Origin of the sequence: Bradyrhizobium sp. CCBAU 45384 (assembly GCF_028128665.1) — a bacterium.
In the GTDB taxonomy this organism is placed as follows: domain Bacteria; phylum Pseudomonadota; class Alphaproteobacteria; order Rhizobiales; family Xanthobacteraceae; genus Bradyrhizobium; species Bradyrhizobium manausense.
In genome coordinates, this window is the sequence record NZ_LBIZ01000009.1 from 74,849 (window position 1) to 91,308 (window position 16,460).

16 protein-coding genes and 1 pseudogene are annotated in these 16,460 nt (G+C 61.1%); 6 read left to right on the top strand and 11 right to left on the bottom strand.

All coding sequences use genetic code 11. The features are described 5' to 3' along the window. Nucleotides 1-30: 30 nt before the first annotated feature. Entirely contained in the window at nucleotides 31-1,092 is a 1,062-nt protein-coding gene (locus tag XH80_RS02560; protein ID WP_271597187.1) for a BMP family ABC transporter substrate-binding protein, read from the bottom strand. Further along, nucleotides 1,089-1,355 (bottom strand): hypothetical protein, encoded by a 267-nt coding sequence (locus tag XH80_RS02565; protein WP_271597188.1) that lies wholly within the window; start codon nucleotides 1,353-1,355, stop codon nucleotides 1,089-1,091. The genes XH80_RS02560 and XH80_RS02565 overlap by 4 nt, the downstream gene beginning before the upstream one ends. A 196-nt stretch (nucleotides 1,356-1,551) precedes the next feature. Between XH80_RS02565 and XH80_RS02570 the strand changes: the two genes are divergently transcribed. Next, a complete protein-coding gene (locus XH80_RS02570) occupies nucleotides 1,552-2,061 on the top strand; it encodes a cytidine deaminase (RefSeq protein WP_271597189.1) in 510 nt (169 codons plus the stop codon). Nucleotides 2,062-2,588: 527 nt separating this feature from the next. On the opposite strand, the gene XH80_RS02575 is transcribed toward XH80_RS02570, so the two are convergent. The 9 genes and pseudogenes from XH80_RS02575 to XH80_RS02615 all read right to left on the bottom strand — a co-directional run. Beyond that, nucleotides 2,589-4,283 carry a thiamine pyrophosphate-dependent enzyme gene (locus XH80_RS02575; RefSeq protein ID WP_271597190.1) on the bottom strand — a complete coding sequence of 565 codons (1,695 nt, stop codon included), beginning with the start codon at nucleotides 4,281-4,283 and terminating at the stop codon, nucleotides 2,589-2,591. A 303-nt stretch (nucleotides 4,284-4,586) separates the two neighbouring features. Beyond that, nucleotides 4,587-5,342 carry a TMEM175 family protein gene (locus tag XH80_RS02580; protein ID WP_271597191.1) on the bottom strand — a complete coding sequence of 252 codons (756 nt, stop codon included), beginning with the start codon at nucleotides 5,340-5,342 and terminating at the stop codon, nucleotides 4,587-4,589. A gap of 599 nt (nucleotides 5,343-5,941) precedes the next feature. Beyond that, on the bottom strand, nucleotides 5,942-6,181 hold the full coding sequence (locus XH80_RS02585; RefSeq protein WP_271597192.1) for a hypothetical protein: 240 nt from the start codon (nucleotides 6,179-6,181) through the stop codon (nucleotides 5,942-5,944). Further along, entirely contained in the window at nucleotides 6,163-6,372 is a 210-nt protein-coding gene (locus tag XH80_RS02590; protein ID WP_271597193.1) for a DUF308 domain-containing protein, read from the bottom strand. The genes XH80_RS02585 and XH80_RS02590 overlap by 19 nt, the downstream gene beginning before the upstream one ends. A gap of 14 nt (nucleotides 6,373-6,386) precedes the next feature. Beyond that, nucleotides 6,387-6,773 (bottom strand): PRC-barrel domain-containing protein, encoded by a 387-nt coding sequence (locus XH80_RS02595; RefSeq protein ID WP_271597194.1) that lies wholly within the window; start codon nucleotides 6,771-6,773, stop codon nucleotides 6,387-6,389. 56 nt (nucleotides 6,774-6,829) lie between these two features. After that, nucleotides 6,830-7,225 (bottom strand): hypothetical protein, encoded by a 396-nt coding sequence (locus tag XH80_RS02600; protein ID WP_271597195.1) that lies wholly within the window; start codon nucleotides 7,223-7,225, stop codon nucleotides 6,830-6,832. Between the two features lie 786 nt (nucleotides 7,226-8,011). Continuing rightward, the gene (locus XH80_RS02605) at nucleotides 8,012-9,073 is read right to left on the bottom strand and encodes a DUF1236 domain-containing protein (RefSeq protein ID WP_271597196.1); all 1,062 of its coding nucleotides are present in this window, start codon (nucleotides 9,071-9,073) and stop codon (nucleotides 8,012-8,014) included. Nucleotides 9,074-9,457: 384 nt separating this feature from the next. Next, nucleotides 9,458-9,811: a PRC-barrel domain-containing protein gene (locus XH80_RS02610; RefSeq protein ID WP_271597226.1), complete on the bottom strand. Its 354-nt coding sequence runs from the start codon at nucleotides 9,809-9,811 to the stop codon at nucleotides 9,458-9,460. Nucleotides 9,812-9,844: 33 nt separating this feature from the next. Continuing rightward, nucleotides 9,845-10,213, bottom strand: a pseudogene (locus tag XH80_RS02615) (PRC-barrel domain-containing protein); the annotation flags it as partial. 472 nt (nucleotides 10,214-10,685) lie between these two features. On the opposite strand from XH80_RS02615, the gene XH80_RS02620 reads away from it, so the two are divergent. The 5 genes from XH80_RS02620 (at nucleotide 10,686) to XH80_RS02640 (ending at nucleotide 16,353) form a co-directional block, all read left to right on the top strand. Beyond that, nucleotides 10,686-11,039 carry a hypothetical protein gene (locus XH80_RS02620; RefSeq protein ID WP_271597197.1) on the top strand — a complete coding sequence of 118 codons (354 nt, stop codon included), beginning with the start codon at nucleotides 10,686-10,688 and terminating at the stop codon, nucleotides 11,037-11,039. 1,070 nt (nucleotides 11,040-12,109) lie between these two features. Next, nucleotides 12,110-13,123 (top strand): LLM class flavin-dependent oxidoreductase, encoded by a 1,014-nt coding sequence (locus XH80_RS02625; protein WP_271597198.1) that lies wholly within the window; start codon nucleotides 12,110-12,112, stop codon nucleotides 13,121-13,123. A 497-nt stretch (nucleotides 13,124-13,620) separates the two neighbouring features. After that, nucleotides 13,621-14,907, top strand: a complete 1,287-nt coding sequence (gene otnK / locus XH80_RS02630) for a 3-oxo-tetronate kinase (RefSeq protein WP_271597199.1) — start codon at nucleotides 13,621-13,623, stop codon at nucleotides 14,905-14,907. Then, nucleotides 14,904-15,551: a class II aldolase/adducin family protein gene (locus XH80_RS02635; RefSeq protein ID WP_271597200.1), complete on the top strand. Its 648-nt coding sequence runs from the start codon at nucleotides 14,904-14,906 to the stop codon at nucleotides 15,549-15,551. The genes otnK and XH80_RS02635 overlap by 4 nt, the downstream gene beginning before the upstream one ends. Nucleotides 15,552-15,564: 13 nt before the next feature. Continuing rightward, the gene (locus tag XH80_RS02640; RefSeq protein ID WP_271597201.1) at nucleotides 15,565-16,353 is read left to right on the top strand and encodes a shikimate dehydrogenase family protein; all 789 of its coding nucleotides are present in this window, start codon (nucleotides 15,565-15,567) and stop codon (nucleotides 16,351-16,353) included. Nucleotides 16,354-16,460 lie beyond the last annotated feature (107 nt).

Below are 16,460 nucleotides of genomic sequence, written 5' to 3' on the forward strand. Positions count from 1 at the left end.
ATCCCTGTCGAGCTCCTTGAGCGTCCTGGATTACAAAGTGGTGTTGAACGGCACTTTCAACGAGCCGGCGAGGATGGCGGATTTGGCCTTCTCGATCTGCGGCCAGGCCGCCTTCGCCTTGGCGACAATGTCGGGCGGGCCTTGCTCTAGAAATACAGGCGACAAAACGAAGTCGATCACTCCCGTGCCGAGCCCCGTGGCGACGTGACCGCCGGTCCACGCCGCGTCGAGGGTGCGCACGACCTCGTTATAGAGCGACTGGCCAAAGTCGAGCTCCACGAGCGTGACGACGGTCTTGGGCCCGAGCTTGTATTGCGCCGGAGAAATTGCACCCACCAGGCGGCCCGCGCCTTCGTTCGCCGCGGCGATGATGCCCGCGTCGGTCGCTGCCGAGTCCGTCTGAATATAGTCGACGCCTCCCTGATACATCTGGGTAGCGATTTCCTGGCCCTTCGCCGGGTCCTGGAAGGAGCCGGCGAAGGCGGCGTTCAGCGTCGCCGCAGCGTTGACGGACGTCGCGCCGGCCTTGATCGCGTTGGCGTCCGCGTTGAGCGGCGGCAGTGAAATGCCGCCGATATAGCCGAGCTTGCCGGTCTTGGAGATCAGCGCGCCAAACAGCCCAGAGAGGTAGCAGCCGAGGTAATAGTCATAGGATATGGTCGCCACATTGGGCAAAGGCGGCGTGATGGGGTCGCCGAACAGCTGAATCCATTTGGTCTTGGGATAGCTCGGCGCGAGCGCCTTGAACGGCTCGCCGACCTCGTTGAAGGTCGAGACGACGACCGAGGCACCGGCGTCGCCGAGCGTGCGGAAGATCGTCTCGTAAGTGGCGGGATCGGAGGCGTAGACGATGCGCGTCGCAAAACCCTTGTCCTTGGCGAGCTGCTGCAGCTTGGCGATCATAGAATCGACCGGGCCGTTGTCGCCGGCCGCTTGCGTGTGGACGAGCGCGACGAGGTCGCCCGCGGCCTGCGCTTCGAACGGCGCGAGCGCCGCCATCAGTCCGAGCACCGCCGCCGCGCCGCCCTTGAGGGCATCGCGGCGCGAAGGGTCGGTCAATGGACTTTTCGACAGATCGAAAGACTGGCTCACCGTACTCTCCCTGCATAATGGCGCGCCCCGGTCGGCGCGCGCCGGAAAACAGCGCGCAACGGCGCGAGGGTCAGGCCCGCGCCATGCCCGTGACCGATGAAAGATGCGCCGGGTTTGTGACTATCGCGTCCCGAGCTCGGATGGTCTCGATCGAACGCCTCTTGCGCGATGAACTTGCGCCCTATGCCGATGCCGTCGATCATCGAACGCCGGTCAAGTTCGGTCTCCATTTGCATTTGCGCGCGCTTGACCGAAATCACCATCCGCCATCCCCGCGCCGTTGCCGTTGCGGCGGATTTACAAAAACCTCACCAGAACGTTGACCTTTGTCAAGTTGGATCCTGACCAAAACGCCCGCTCTGTTCAAGTTGTCAGGATTTCCGGCGGCGCCTAAATTGTGTGCTGTAGGACCTGAAATTCGCTGATTTCATAAGACACGCAACCGGAAGCGAGCAATCGATGAGCGACCCAGAAAGACCTTCCGTTGATCGTATTGTCCCTGTTTCGGCGCTCGAGCCGTCGGACCGGCATCTTTGCCACGAAGCGGCCAAGGTCGCGCGGAACGCATACGCGCCCTATTCGAAATTTTCTGTTGGGGCTGCTGTGCGCACCGAGCGTGGAGTCCACGTTGGTGCGAACCTGGAAAACGCTTCGTACGGCATCGGGATTTGTGCTGAAGTTTCTGCCGTTTCTGCGGCGAATTCAGCCGGCGATTTCAATATCAACGCCATCGCCGTGGTAGGATACCCGTCAGACGATCCGGCTAGGGGCATCGACATCGTCGCTCCGTGCGGTCGCTGTCGCCAGATTATCCTCGAGGCAAGCCAAGCATCTGCCACAGATATTCGGGTCATCAGTTGCAATGGCGATCTCAGCAAATGCAAAGTGTCTTCGGCTTCCGAGTTGCTGCCGGACTCCTTCGGTCCCGCCAATCTGGGCATCGATGTGAGCACTTACGCGAAGAAGTAAGCTCATGTAGGTTAGAAAAGAAAGCGGTGATCTGTCGTCCGCGACCATCCTGAGCGCAGCGCGCGTCTATGGCAGCATGTGCGGCGAGCGGCTCAGGATGAAGCCTCGGAACAGCTAGGATTGCGTATCATTCGTCCGCAGTGACCAGCAGTGTAGCGGTCCAGTGACTCGAATCCCCGATATTTCGAATATGTCGATCTGCCAACCACGATCAACTTTCCAGTTTGATTTTTCATTATAAGCCATTGATCTCTAATGATCGGATTTCCATCTCGCGGGTTGGATGTCTCGATCGTCGGTGGACTCTTGGTGCCGGTCATGGACCTCTCGTAGACATGAGTGTCGAACGGCCACCACGAACTATGGTTCGGTCGCGTTGATCGCAACCGCATGTAAGGCAGTCGTGATCGCGCTGACGGCAGCCTCGCTGGCTCGACGCTAGCCACGCTGAGAGTCGGCCTCACTGACAATCGCAACCAGACGGTCTCGCTCGAACAGATGACCAATGCAAAGAGTGTTCGATCGCATTAGCCGCCCGTTACGGCGAGAACCGCCTCCCTGATTTTGGCCAGCGCAAAGTGCCCGACCTGCTCCAAATCAACATGGGGCACGTTCGGCATCTCGTCAGCGAGCACGACGGCGTCCACGATTGCCGGTCCTTCGGCGGCAAATGCCTCCGGCAGTGCCGACATCAGTTCCGCCGGATTCCTTGCTAGGAAGCCGTGCCCTCCGCAGGCCCGCGCCAGCGCGGCAAAATCCGGATTAGGAAATTCGATCGCCCGGCGGAACGGCACGAGACCGACGCTCTCGGCCTCGAGCTTGATTAGGCCGAGCGATGAATTGTTGTAGATGACGACCTTGACCGCCAGCTTATGTTGGACTGCCGTGAGGAATTCGCCCATCAGCATGTTGAAGCCGCCGTCGCCTATCAGCGCAATCACTTGCCGCGACCGTTCCAGGGCCTGCACGCCGTTGGCGTGCCCAAGGGCCGTCCCGACGGCAGCATTGTTGAAGGAGCCGAGAATCCGCTGCGAGCCGGTCTGACGGATCCAGTTGGCAGACCACAGCGTATTCAGCCCGGTGTCCAAAGCGAAGATCGCATCTGGGTTGGCGAGATCGCTGACTGCGCGCGCCACCACTTGTGGATGAAGGTTGTCCTTGCTGCGGCGCAGGTCAGCCTGCTTGTCGAGCATCTCGTCCCATTTGCGTCGTTCTCGCGTAACCCGGTCCCAGAACCGGCCATCAATTTTGGGGGCGACCTTGCCGAGCAGCAGCGCCAGCGTTGGCCGCGCAGAGCCGGTGACGCCAAGCGTCGTCGGCGCGCGCCTGCCCAGAACTTGCGGTCGCACGTCGACCTGTATCACCTTATCTTTGTCGGGCAGGAAGTTGGAATAAGGATAGTCGGTACCGACCATCAGCAAGAGCTCACAATCCTGGACGGCTTCGTAGACCGGCTTGGTTCCGATGATGCCGAGTCCGCCCATCCAGCGGGGATCGTCATAGGCCATCAACTCTTTGCCGCGCAGCGAATGGACCAACGGCGCCTTGAGACGGTCCGAGAGCTTCCGCAACTCTTCGGTCGCACCGCGACAGCCGGCGCCGCACATGATCACGATGCGGTCGACGGCATCGATTCGGCGCGCCATCTCGGCGACGTCCTGCTCGTTTGCCGCAAATTCCGGCCGCGGCTGGAGGGTGGCGATGCTGGCAACACCACCCTCGGCCGTCGTGGCCAGCACATCCTGCGGGAGCGTCAGATGCGCGACTCCAGGCCCTGCATAGGCTGCAGCGATCGCCTGATGTATCACTGCACCCGCCTGCGCCGGGGTCGCAATCGTTTCTGTGTAAAGCGACACGTCCCGGAACAGGAGATCGGGCTCGGTGGTCTGGATGTAGTCGGTGCCATGGAATTTGCGCGGCATATCGCCCGAGAGCGCCAGCACTGGTGCGTGATCGCGGCAAGCCTCATAGAGGCCGGCGACAAGATGGTTGCTGCCCGGACCCGTCGTGCCCGCGCACACCGCGAGCTGTCCGGTCAACTTTGCTTGTCCCGCAGCCGCCAGCGCCGCGCCTTCCTCGTGCCTGACGCCGATCCATTCGACCTTGCTGCGGCGCACGGCATCAGCAAGCGGATTGAGCGAGTCGCCAATCAAGCCGAAGATGTGTTTCACGCCGATCTGTGCGAGCGCGCCAACCAGGACGTCCGCAACCGTCTTCGACATCTTGCGCTCCCTTCGCCGCGCCTTTGTCCGAGAGGTTTAATGCTGGGACCGATGCTTGCATACCTTGACGGGCGTCAACGTAGCCACTTGGCCTAGCCGACAGGCTAAGTGGATGATCAGGATGCAATGAGAATCTTACTGGAAACCGTCTGACGTCGGCCAGGCACGCCTCGGGAGGAGATCACGTTCCTGCTTGCCGGCTTGGCATGGGGCGATGGAACTCCGGTCTGATCCGGCGATGTGGCAGGACTGGATAGCGCGGCGCACACCGCGAAGGAAGAGACAGTCAAGACACCATAGCAGCTATCCGGCGCGGTTTGCGTCGCGCTTGATCGCAGCTTCGCGCTGGGCCTTGCCAAACTGCAGGCGGATCCGGGTCTCCGTGAGGCCTTCGCTGGTGATTCCGTAGAAGATCGGCAGCGCCAGGAAGATGACCAAAGCGAGCTTCGGCATCGACAGGCCCGCAACGCCCGCCACCGTGTAGCAGACGACGCCAAGGATGGCGCGCAACCGCTCCTTGGGAAAAAAATCAGAGCCGATGTGGTGCTCGACGAGCCATGGATGAATGCTCAAAACGTGAAACAAGATGAGCCACGCCAGGCACATGCTGCCGGCGATGGCGGCATAGAGCACGACGGCAATCCTTGCATCAAAATCATTGCCGGTCTGCATGGAGGACGAAAGGATCGCGGTCGGGAACGGGATAAGCCCGGATGTCAGCAGCAGAAATAGGTTGGCAAGATGCAGGCCGCGGTCGCAGTAGCGCACGCGGGCAAACACCGCGCGATGATTGAGCCAGATGACTCCGGTGTAAAAGAATGACGCGAGGAAAGCGACGTAGCTGGGCCATTGCTCGGCCAGCCTGTTCAGGAGTTGACCGGGTGCATGTTCGGGCCGGACGATTTCGGCGACGAGCAGCGTGATCGTTATTGAGAGTACGCCGTCGCTAAAGGTCTCCAATCGATCGGTACCGGATAGCCGTACCTGCGGCCATTGCGACGTTTCTATCGCTGTCGCCATGCGACGAACATCCTGCCTCGATGTGCCTTCATTTTTCACGAAGAGTACTCGCGCTGTACCGGAGGACTGAACAAGAATGGGGCCTATCCCGGGCGTTTCAATGATAACTGTCAGAGTACGGCCGGCCCGCAGGCATGCGGAGCTAGTGGTATATTTCGCGTCTCGGAGGGAAGTCCATGCGCCTAGCATTTCCATTTCTTGGAACGGGTCTATGCGCATCGTAGGCGGTAAACGTTAACGCTGCTCCTGGACAAGCAACATTCGAACAAGCGCCTCATCTTCTACGAGGAGTAAAGCCCCTTGCGGGCTACTGCCTTTCTTATTCCCGGTTTAGTTGATTGGCCTTTCTTGAATTCTATTGCTTGGCCCTTTTGGAGCACCGCCCAGACCCCATGTTCTGAGCGGGTGCTTTGGAGAGTTCACATGCATACCGAACAACAAACCTTTCGCGGCTACGAAATCCAGGTCACGAACAACCCCGCCCTTTGGTACGCACGCCGCGATCTATCGAACAGACCCGACACTGCCGGAGATTGATTGGGTGGCTTTGAACATTCGAGCCACTAGCGTTTCGCCAGCATTTCAGGAGGCAAAGCAAGTAATCAATGAGGCCTTGGGTAGGTCTGGCTAGGGCAGCCTTAGTTGGCCGCCTCTTTTTTATGAGGGAGACCAAGCCGCTTCTTTTGGCGCTTCACATGGTGGACCCGCGTCAAGGCGGTCCAGCATGGTGAGTCGCTTGCCGGGAAGGTTTCGATCAAGCTTTCCTGCAGTAATTCTTCGCCATTGGCCTTTTCGGCATTACTGACCAGACGGTCCTGTGGCGGACCATCCGGCCGACCTGACCTGCGTGTGGCGGAAGTCATAAAAATGTCACCCATGCTGGAGTTCCCGCTGTATTGGGCGTGACCGCATGCTGATCCCTGTAGCGGAGCTGGAGCAACAGAATGATCAAGGAAATACCGAATACGAGCGCGTAGGCGGCCATCCACCACGTGAGCACGACCGCACCGATCAGTGGCATAGCGATCAGGAGCGCCCCGTAAATCAGCGAACACAATCCGCCGAGCACCAACCACCGCGGTGTCAGGGCCCGCCATAAACCGGCAGCTTTGCAAGCGCAGTGCGGCTTGCGCCCGGCAGAACGGCATCGGGCGAATCGTCGAGCTTGAATTGACGGAGTGGAATGGCCACGAGATGGCCAAACAGGCCTGTCGAATCGTCTACCGCAACGACCACATAAATATTGCCGTCTTTGCCGAAGATGAAGTCACGGATTCTTCCTATCCTGTCGTGCTTGTCGCCGACGACAGACCGCAGTTTGAGTGCCTCGGCATTATAGCCTTTGGCGACCTCCGTCGCCTCCAAAGGCGTCAGCCCGATCTCTTGGGCCGCTGCGTGGTCGATCTGCATCGAAAGCGTGGCGACGGCCAAGGTGGCTGCTAGGAGCAGCGGGAGGTGAGGCATGTTCATCAGAACTCCTTCGCCTTCAAAGTTGGGCCAGGCCGTTGGCCAAGGCACTCGTGGTCCTACCGACCCTGGTTGCCGGCCGTCGACCCTGTGGTGGCCGGCTCGGTGACAATTTCGGATATCAGCTTGGTGTCGGGGTCGATGAGCAGGATACGGTCTGGCAGCTTGACAAAGAGCAGTTCTTTCGCCTCGGGGACTTGGTCTGCAACGTCATGCGGCATGGATTGCGCGGACATCGACTCCGGAACCTTGTCACCGACTTGCGGCTGCGCGCCCGATGGCGCGGATTGCGATGGCGTGCTGGAGAGGCTGTTGCTGACCATCTGCTGCTGCGCCGGGTTCAGGGTCCCGTGAGGGTTGTTGCTTTGAGTGGCGTCGGTTGTGTTCTGAGCAGTGGCGGCGGTAGTGCCGAGAACGGCGAGGAGCAAGGCGCCGGAACAGAGAAGTCGATTCATGGTGGTCTCCTTGATTGTGATGGATCCGAGCCGTTTCTTTCGAGCGCGTCCCAGCGATGGGGATTGAACAAACGACGACACCTTTTCGTCGGTGACGCACATTTGTGTCGGCGACCATTGCAGCCAGCACGCGTGCGCGCGTCAGTTCGGTCGTCACACCAATCTCCGCGCGGCGCGCGGATCGAGCCTTGACCGTTGTCAAGCTGCCGGCAGTAATTTTCCTTGGATCTCGCTTGAGTTCGATTAGCGCCTCACGAGCGCGCCCTCAGAACCCAGAGTGTCGCCGGCTAAGCGGGATGTGGCGGATCGGAGTGCGCTGGCGTCTTCTTTGCACGTTGTCGCGTCATCTTGCCGGGGATGGCTGCCGGAACACCGCGAGCCGCGCTCGGCCTCGACTACGCGGTCCTGAGTTTCGGGGTCTTTCGTTGGCGAGAATGTCGAAGGCGCGAAGCATCCCGTCGGCGGGCAGCAACGCTGAATCTAAATTCCTGGCCGGCATAGTGGTCTCATCTCAAATGGCCAGAGCCAAAAGGCCGCGCGGCTCGTCGGGTTCTCGAAGGATGCGAATTGAGCTTGCGGCATGATTCTTCGAGAAGGTGGCTGCTCAGGATGAGGGAGCGGGCTAAGCAGCGCCCTTCTTGGCGGCGGGAACGTCGGTGAGGACGCCCATGATGTCGCTCTCCTTCATTCGCAATGCGCGCGTTTGGCCGGGATATCGCAGGAAACCTGCAGCCTCTCACCCCAACCCCTCCCCGTGAAGAACGGAGAGAGGGAGAACAGCCAGCTTTAGTCGATCACTTGGACGACCTTCTGCTGCTGCGGGTCAACCAGCACCACTTGGTCGCCGATAGCGAGATAGCGGTAGTTGGCGAGCTCTGGATGGTTGCGCGCCAGCTCTTCCGGCACCGGCTGTAGCGACAGACAGTTTGACGCGGAGGTTCCGCCTCCGCCGGCCGAAGGCGAGGTCGAGCCGACCGTCGTCGAGGAGCTGCGTACCACTTCCCTGAACCGCCTACGCGTGTCATCGTCGATGACAACACGGTCGCGGCTGTAAGCGGCCGCCCTGCTGTAACCCGGTCCGTCGTCCAGAATATCGACGACCTCGCGCCGCCGCGGATCGATAATGGCAACGCGATTATCGATCACCGTGTACTCGTAGTCCCGATATTGCGGCATGATCCGCACGATATCGGGCGGCAATCGACGCGCCTGCACGCCCCGCGGCAACCGCGTGCCCACGTTGACCTGGACATTGAGATTCTGGCTGGTGACAGTCCTGTCGCGCCGCAGCTGATCGACGACTTGCCTGCGCTGATCGTCGTTGACCGCACCCGAGGAAGTCTGGCGGTTCGATTGATCTGGCGCCTCGCCGGTCTTCTGGGTCTGTGTGTTGTCGGCCGGCCGCGAGCTCTGCTGCGGCGAGGACTTGGACGGCTGGACGGCCTGTTCGCGTTGCTCCTTGCGATCGCGATCGATCTGCTGCTGGGTCTGCTGCTGCTTCGTATCGGCCGGCCGGGTGGCGTCCTGCGCGCGGTCCTGCTTGGCTTGACCTTCGCGGCCCCGCAGCTTTTCCTCAGCCTGTTGCTTCTGGTCGGTAGCCGGCTTGGCATCGCGGCCCTGCTGCAGGTCCTTCTGCTGCGCCGTGCTCGAGGGGGCGCGCTCGCCACGGTTGGGCTGATCCTGGCTCTCCCGGGTCGGCTCCTTGGAGTCGCGGTCCTGCGGCTTCTGCGCCTCCTTGCTGCGCTCGGCCGGTGACGGGGCCTCACCGCGCTGCATGTCCTTAGCGCTGCCCTTCGACTCGGACTGCGCGCGCTCTTTGACGCGATCAGCCGCGCTGCCGCGATCCATCTCCTTCGACGGGGCGGCTGGACGCTCCATTTCCCTAGACTGAGATGCTGGTGACTGGGCGCGGGGGCTCTCTTCGCGCTTCTGCGAGCCTTCCGGCGATTGCGCAATGGCGGGACCGGCGCCAATCACCAACGCCATCGCTGTCGTGTAAAGCCAATTAATCCTCATGGGAGAATCTCCTGTTGGTTCCCCCCACGCGTCGGGATTGGGTAATCTAGGTAGCTGCGTTTCGTTCCACCATGACGACGGTCAACCGGTGCCGGGTGATCTGATGCAGCTTGCTCAAAAGTGGGATCAGCGCCTCACACTCCATTGGATCCGCGGCGCAAAAGCCGGGCATGACATTAGGCCCGGGTGCCTGCACGAGGAAGCCAACGATAATGCTCACGGACTATCGGAATCGACAATCCAATAGTACCTGACTTCCCAATAGTCGTAGACGTCCTGATTGCGGGTTCGCGTTGTTTGCTCCCAGTTTTCGCCTGGTTCGATTTTTGGGGCGTTCTTGAGCTCCTCTTCGGTGATCTCGACTTGGAAGCCATCGGGCTTTTCGTTGTAGGTCAGCATCGACCAGGGTATCGGATAATGATCCTCGCCGATGCCGAGGAAGCCGCCGAAACTCAGGATCGCGTAGGCGATCTGGCCGGTGAGCTTGTCGATCATCAGGCGCTCGACTTTGCCGATACGCTTGCCGTGTAGGTCAAAGACCGGCATTCCTTCGACGCGGTCGCTAGATATGAGAGACGAAGTCTGGTCTGGTGTGGGTTGCTCCCAATAGCCATAAACCTCTTCATCGCGGTCACGGTTCGCTTGCTCCCAGCTTTCCCCTTGGCCGGCTTTCGGAGCGTTCTTGAGTTGCTGTTCGGTGATGCCCACGCGGTATCCGCCGAGCTCCTCATCGAAATCCAGCATCTGCCAGGGAATCGGGTAGTGGTTCGCGCCGATACCAAGAAAGCCTCCAAAACTTAGCACGGCGTAGAAGACGCGACCGCCGGATTTGTCGATCACGAGGTGCTCGACCTTTCCGATACGCTTTCCTTGTGCGTCATAGACCGCAGTTCCTTCCACGCGGTCACTTGCGATCAGAGAGGGTGTAGTTCCGGGCTCGGTCGCGGATGCGTGTTGCATTGTGGTCACCATATCGTCTCCTCGATTGCCAACCGGGCTGCCTTTGCGACGCTCAGTTGCTTGGCCCCGGTGCTGATTGTTGCACTCTATTGCAGCACCTACGCTACAATCGCGCTCGTTGCATTGACGCTCGTCATTGCAGATAGGTCGGCGTTGCTCCGGGTTCGGCAAGCATGGCTTCCTCAACCAACTCTTGTGGAACCTAAAGCGAATGGGGGCTGCATTCGCGAGCGCGACGGAACTGCACACGCGCTTGCTAACGGCCAAATCGCTATGGCGTGCGAGCTGCGAGACCAAAGGGAGCAGTGCGTAACCAATACCTACACGAAAGTTCATTTCCACAGCCGCGGAAATGATCTTCCAGGTTGACTGTTATCAAGGCCGGCTCCGGTGGATCATATAACTTCGCTTAAAGCACGAGCCGCTAGGCGCGATCCTCATAGCCTTCACAGCTCGCGGCCTTAACAGCTCTCGGCACGCAATCATGGAAACTTTCTTCCGCCGATTGAGCCTTATCATTCTCGTCGCGCTGCTAATCGGCACCGCTCAAGCCCGTGACGACGGCCGCTATTCGCTATCTCCCCTCAAGCCATGGTTCGATAGTCTCAAGTCCGGCAAAGGTCCATGTTGTTCGGTTACTGACGGTCTTGCGATTGCCGACCCGGATTGGGAATCGAAAGACGGTCATTTTCGTGTCCGCATCGACAACGAATGGATCGTGGTCCCCGATGATGCCGTGCTCACCGAGCCGAACCGGGTCGGCAGGGCGATGGTGTGGCCGATCAAGGGGCTGTCGGGCATCACGATTCGATGCTTCATGCCGGGCAGCATGACGTGATCTGGACTGCGGTCCTTGTAGATTCCGTGACGTGCGCTGAGAGGACGAGAGACAAGGCGGAGCAATTTAGCATGAGACACTCGCGCGAACGCCTGCTGGAGATTGCCGAGGAGTACGATCGGCTTGCCCAGCGGGCGTCCGAACGGCAAGTAGCCGCCACGGAATCGGTTTGATCGCTCAGCGGCCCGACCGTCGTGCAACAGCTTCGCGCCTTTCTCGAGATAGCGCGGACCAGTCGAAGCGGTCAGCCGGTGCACACCGCCGCAGCGGCATGATGTCAAAGAAGCGGAGGCTATTATGCGCGTACCGCACACATTGCACTACTCTGTGCCATCACCGGGAACCACGGAAGCGATCCAGCTTGGTTGCACGTGCCACGTGATCTGCCATGAGACCAAGGCGGAGGAGTTGGAGTCCGCTGGCATGCTTGCGGCTCCCGACGCGAACTGTCCGGTCCATGGCAGCGCCGCTCAACTGGAAGAGCACAACTGAGCCGGATCGTGGGCAAGCCCAAATGGTTGATGTGAGGTCCTCACTCGCGAGAGGCCTCGACTTATCGACGCCTGCCATCAGCATCCGTCAGGTACCAATGGAGCACCGCATGAACAGAGATGTACCCTATGCGATCATCTTCGTGATCGCGATGGCTTGCGTTGGCGCTGTTCTGATGCTTTGGGCGATGGAAGGGACCGGTGGCGGACGACGATGGGAGCGCCAGGCCTCCGACACACCGCGAAGCGCATATGCCCAACCTCACGCGAGCCCCGTTCCTGCGCTGCCTGAGCCCACCAATGACACCCGTGCCTACAGCACCAGGGGAAGCAGCGGTCCCCCCAAATGAGAGCCGTAGTGTGGTTGATCAGACTTCTGGGAAGCTTTCGATCGCTGAGAAGCTTAGACCGCCGATGAGGTTTAGCGCATGGCGCGGGCTGAGCACCGGCGCGTTCAGTGGCGCCGGGTTGAAATTTCATTGGCCACCAAGCGATCGGCGGAGAATGGTTTGTGCCGAACGATGGCTGAATACGAACCTGACCGGAGCGACCGGGCGCCGCGAATAGCTGGAGGCGATTGTGATTCCCTTTTCAGTACTGGACCTTGCGCCGATCAACGAAGGCAGCGACGCCGCCCGGGCCTTCCGCAACTCGCTCGATCTCGCCCAGCATACCGAGCGTTGGAATTACAGGCGCTTCTGGCTGGCCGAGCATCACAACATGCCGGGCATCGCAAGCGCTGCGACCGCGGTGGTGATCGGCTACATTGCCGGGGGCACCAAGACGATCCGGGTGGGGTCGGGCGGCATCATGCTGCCGAACCATGCGCCGCTGATCATTGCCGAGCAGTTCGGGACGCTGGAGTCCCTTTACGAGGGCCGCATCGATCTTGGTCTCGGCCGCGCTCCCGGGACGGACCAGCGAACGGCGGGTGCTTTGCGGCGGAGCCTGGCGGCAGGCGCCGAAAGCTTCCCCCGCGACGTCGTGGAATTGATGGCGCTGCTCGGACCGGTGCAACCTGGTCAGGCCGTGCGGGCCGTTCCCGGCGCCGGGCTCAGGGTGCCGGTCTGGCTCTTGGGTTCCAGCACGTACAGCGCGCAACTCGCCGCAACGCTCGGGCTCCCATTTGCATTTGCGTCCCACTTTGCGCCGGGAGAGCTGTTCAACGCGCTGAGCATATACCGCTCCCGGTTTCAGCCGTCGCAATTTCTGCAAGCGCCGTACGCCATGGTAGGCGTCAATGTCTTTGCCGCCGATTCTGATGCGGAGGCGCAGCGCCTATTCACATCGTTGCAGCAGCAGTTCATCAACTTGAGGCGGGGCTCACCGGGACCGCTGCCGCCGCCGGTCGACGACATGGATCGGCGCTCCTCGCCCACAGAGCGGGCGATGGTTAAGGAGTCGCTGGCTTATTCGACCGTGGGCAGCCCCGCCACTGTGCAAAGCGGGCTGGTCCGGATCATCGCGGAGACCCGGGCGGATGAGCTCATTTTGACGGCCCAGATCTACGACCATACGGCACGACTGCGCTCGTTTGAAATTGCCGCTGAACTTCTTCCGGAGGCCGCTGCGCTGGCCGCCAGCATCAGCTGAAACCCGTGCAACTAGTCTAGTAGATGCAGGATGATGCATATACCTTCATCGTTGACGCCGAAATCCAACCTGGGACCCTGAATCTGCAACGCCCCGTTGTCCCGGCTCGACATTGGCAGCCATGACGGAAATATTCGCAGCTGCGTACGCACTGGGCAACGTCGGCCAATGCGCGCCGTACGGATTTAACCCAAAGCCAGTCGTTGAAATCGCCGACCGCCACTAGGCTGGCGATCGCGCGGGCCTGCGCTTGGCGCTCATGAATCGAGAGAGCGAGGTGGGTAGCGAGGACGGTGACCTCGCGGAGGGTTGTCCGGATGCGGACGTGATTGCGCGGCGCGGTTCCCGTTCCTGATAGGAGACATCTGTAATCACAGGCGGGGCTGCGACCGGAAGTCTGCCAAGCAGGACCTGGCCGTAGTCGCCGTCCGCGGTATCAGGTATTGCCAATATTTGATATATCATGTATCAAATGGCACGAAACGCACGGGATCTGCATGAGGACGCTCATCTTCGGAGTGGTGGCGGACGATCTGACGGGCGGCATGGAAACGGCCGCCATGCTGGTCGCTGCCGGGATTGAATGCGGATTTGTCACCGACCCCGAGGTCGTCGACAGCTGCGGCGACGTGCCGGCTATCGTCATCGCGCAGAAGACACGGGTGATCCCCGCGGGCGAGGCCGTCAGCATGACAGAGAAGGCGGCACGGGCGCTACTTGCGCGGGACGCCAGGCAAATCTTCTTCAAATATTGTGCGACGTTCGATTCCACCGACCAGGGCAATATCGGCCCGGTCGCCGACCTGCTGATGCGGCTGACCGGCGCCGAACACACTGCCTTCTGCCCGGCTTCTCCCGCCCTTCGAAGGACTGTCTATAACGGCCATCTCTTTCTCGGGACCGAGCTGATCTCGGACTCGCCGAAACGCCATGATCCGCTGACGCCGATGACCGATCCCGATCTGGTTCGGGTTCTACAGCGTCAAACGCGGGCCAAGGTTGGCCTTTTGGCGCATGCGCTGGTCAGTGCCGGCGCGGAGGCGGCCGGACGCGCGATCGCGGAAGCGGCGGCTCGCGGTATCCGCTACTTCATAACAGACGCGATCTACGATCGGGATCTCGATACGCTTGCCGCGCTCACCTGCGATTGGAAGCTGATGACGGGCAATGCGACCATCGTGCAGCACTATCCGGACATCTGGAGGGCGCGGGGGCTCATCGGCGCCACCAGGAGACCGCCCTGCCTGCGCGCGGTTGGCGGAGGCGGCGTGGTTCTCGCCGGGAGTTGCGCCGAGCGGACGTTGGAGCAACTCGCCGAATTCGAGAAGAGTCATCCGGTGCTCCGCATCGATCTCCTGAATGCCAGGGATGTGGCGGCGACGGTTGGCGATGCGCTCGACTGGGCACGACCACGGCTGCATCACGGTCCTGTCGGTTTCGCCACTTCGGGCGCGCCCGAGGCCGTCAAGATGGCTCAGGAGCGATACGGCCGTGAAGGCGCGGCGCAACTCGCCGAAGCCATTCTTGGCCGGCTCGCTGTCTCTCTTCGCAGTGTCGGCGTGCGGCGCTTCGTCGTGGCCGGTGGCGAGACGTCTGGTGCAATCGTCGAGCACCTCGGCATCAGACGTTTGCGGGTCGGTCCTTATGGTGGACCCGGCATCGGCACTGCGGTGACCGAAGACGAGGATCCGGTGGCCCTTTGTCTCAAGTCTGGCAAGCTGGGCCCCGTCGATCTGTTCGCGACCACGCTCGAAGTGATGCTGGATCCTGGGAGAGCCAATTGAACGAGCGCGAACTCAGACAATCCGTGCTGGATATTGTGGCGCGCCTGGAGGCCAAGGGATTCAACCACGGCAGCAGCGGAAATGTCAGCTGTCGTATCGGAGACGACGTTCTCATCACGCCGACCGGCGGCAATAGCAGCAACACGACGATTGACGATCTCGTCCATCTGAAGCGCGACGGAACGGTGGTCGGCGGCGGCTTGCCCTCCAGTGAATGGCACATGCATCTGGCGATCATGAACGCCTATCCGCATGTGAACGCGGTGGTTCACACGCATGCCGACTGCTGCGTTGCGTTGTCCTGCCTCGCAAAGCCAATTCCGTCATTCCACTACATGATCGCCAGCTTTGGCGGAAACGACGTGCCTTGTGCGCCCTACGCCACATTCGGCACCAGGGCTCTCGCCGATGGCGCCGTCGCGGCGCTGAAACAGCGCAAGGCCTGCCTGCTCGCGAACCACGGCATGATTGCCGTCGGCAAAGACCTGCAGGCGGCGTTCGACCTCACCGTGAAGCTCGAAACCCTTGCCCGGCAGTATCTGCTCGCCTGTCAGGCCGGCGCGCCCGCAATCCTTGCCGACGACGAGATGGCGAGGGTGGTCGAGCGCTATGGCAGCTACGGCCGCGCTGCTCTTCCGGCCTGAGAAGGAGAGCTCCATGGAGATCACCGGCAAGACCAAGATCATGTTCGTGCTCGCCGACCCGATCGATCATGTGCGGGCGAGTGCGGTCATGAATGCCTATTTCGCATCGATCGGCGACGACCTCGCGGTGTCGCCGATCCATGTCCTCTCAGGCGATCTGGGCCGCGTCGTTGCAACCATCAGGCTCATGCGCAACGTCTACGGCTTCGGCGTCACGATCCCGCACAAGACCTGCGTGATCGAGCATCTGGATGAGATCACGCCGACGGCACGGCTCATCGGCGCGGTCAACTTCGTCAAGCGAACGGCCGAAGGGCGCCTTGTTGGCGACAATCTGGACGCGCGGGGATTCATCGCCAGCCTCGCTCAGCATGACGTTGCGGTTCGCGATCGGAAGGTGCTCCAGGTCGGTGCCGGTGGCGCAGGACGCGCAACCGCATTTGGCCTGGCAGAGGCCGGCGCGCGCGAAATCACGATCATGAACCGGAATGGGGAGAAGGCCCGCGCGCTTGCGGCTGCCGTAGCTGCGCACTATCCGGCAACGAAGGTCAGCGCCGGCCGTGCGGACGCGCGCACCTTCGATCTCATCGTCAATACGACGTCGCTCGGCATGAAACCGGATGATCCGCTCCCACTGGACATCGAAGGCGTGGGTCCGGGCGCCACCGTCAGCGACATCATTGTCAATCCTGCAATCACGCGGCTGCTCGCAAGGGCGGCTGCGCAGGGCGCAAGGGCCATCGGCGGAAAGCCCATGCTCGATGCGCAGATGGCCCTTGTCGCGCGGTTCGTTGCGCGATAGCCTGATATATCAAATATTATATCGAACCGGGGGAGCCCGACTGAGAATTGAAGTGCAAGGGCTGTCGCCCTGCATCGAAGGCAAACGGAAGGGACGTGAGACTCCGT

Coding starts and splice junctions, on each gene's coding strand:
- XH80_RS02605 (WP_271597196.1), bottom strand. CDS start 9,073: ATGGATCGCGGCAGCGCGGCTGATCGCGTCAAAGAGCGCGCGCAGTCC.
- XH80_RS02565 (WP_271597188.1), bottom strand. CDS start 1,355: ATGGTGATTTCGGTCAAGCGCGCGCAAATGCAAATGGAGACCGAACTT.
- XH80_RS02600 (WP_271597195.1), bottom strand. CDS start 7,225: ATGAATCGACTTCTCTGTTCCGGCGCCTTGCTCCTCGCCGTTCTCGGC.
- XH80_RS02570 (WP_271597189.1), top strand. CDS start 1,552: ATGAGCGACCCAGAAAGACCTTCCGTTGATCGTATTGTCCCTGTTTCG.
- XH80_RS02640 (WP_271597201.1), top strand. CDS start 15,565: ATGGAGATCACCGGCAAGACCAAGATCATGTTCGTGCTCGCCGACCCG.
- otnK (WP_271597199.1), top strand. CDS start 13,621: ATGAGGACGCTCATCTTCGGAGTGGTGGCGGACGATCTGACGGGCGGC.
- XH80_RS02575 (WP_271597190.1), bottom strand. CDS start 4,283: ATGTCGAAGACGGTTGCGGACGTCCTGGTTGGCGCGCTCGCACAGATC.
- XH80_RS02620 (WP_271597197.1), top strand. CDS start 10,686: ATGGAAACTTTCTTCCGCCGATTGAGCCTTATCATTCTCGTCGCGCTG.
- XH80_RS02585 (WP_271597192.1), bottom strand. CDS start 6,181: ATGGGTGACATTTTTATGACTTCCGCCACACGCAGGTCAGGTCGGCCG.
- XH80_RS02595 (WP_271597194.1), bottom strand. CDS start 6,773: ATGAACATGCCTCACCTCCCGCTGCTCCTAGCAGCCACCTTGGCCGTC.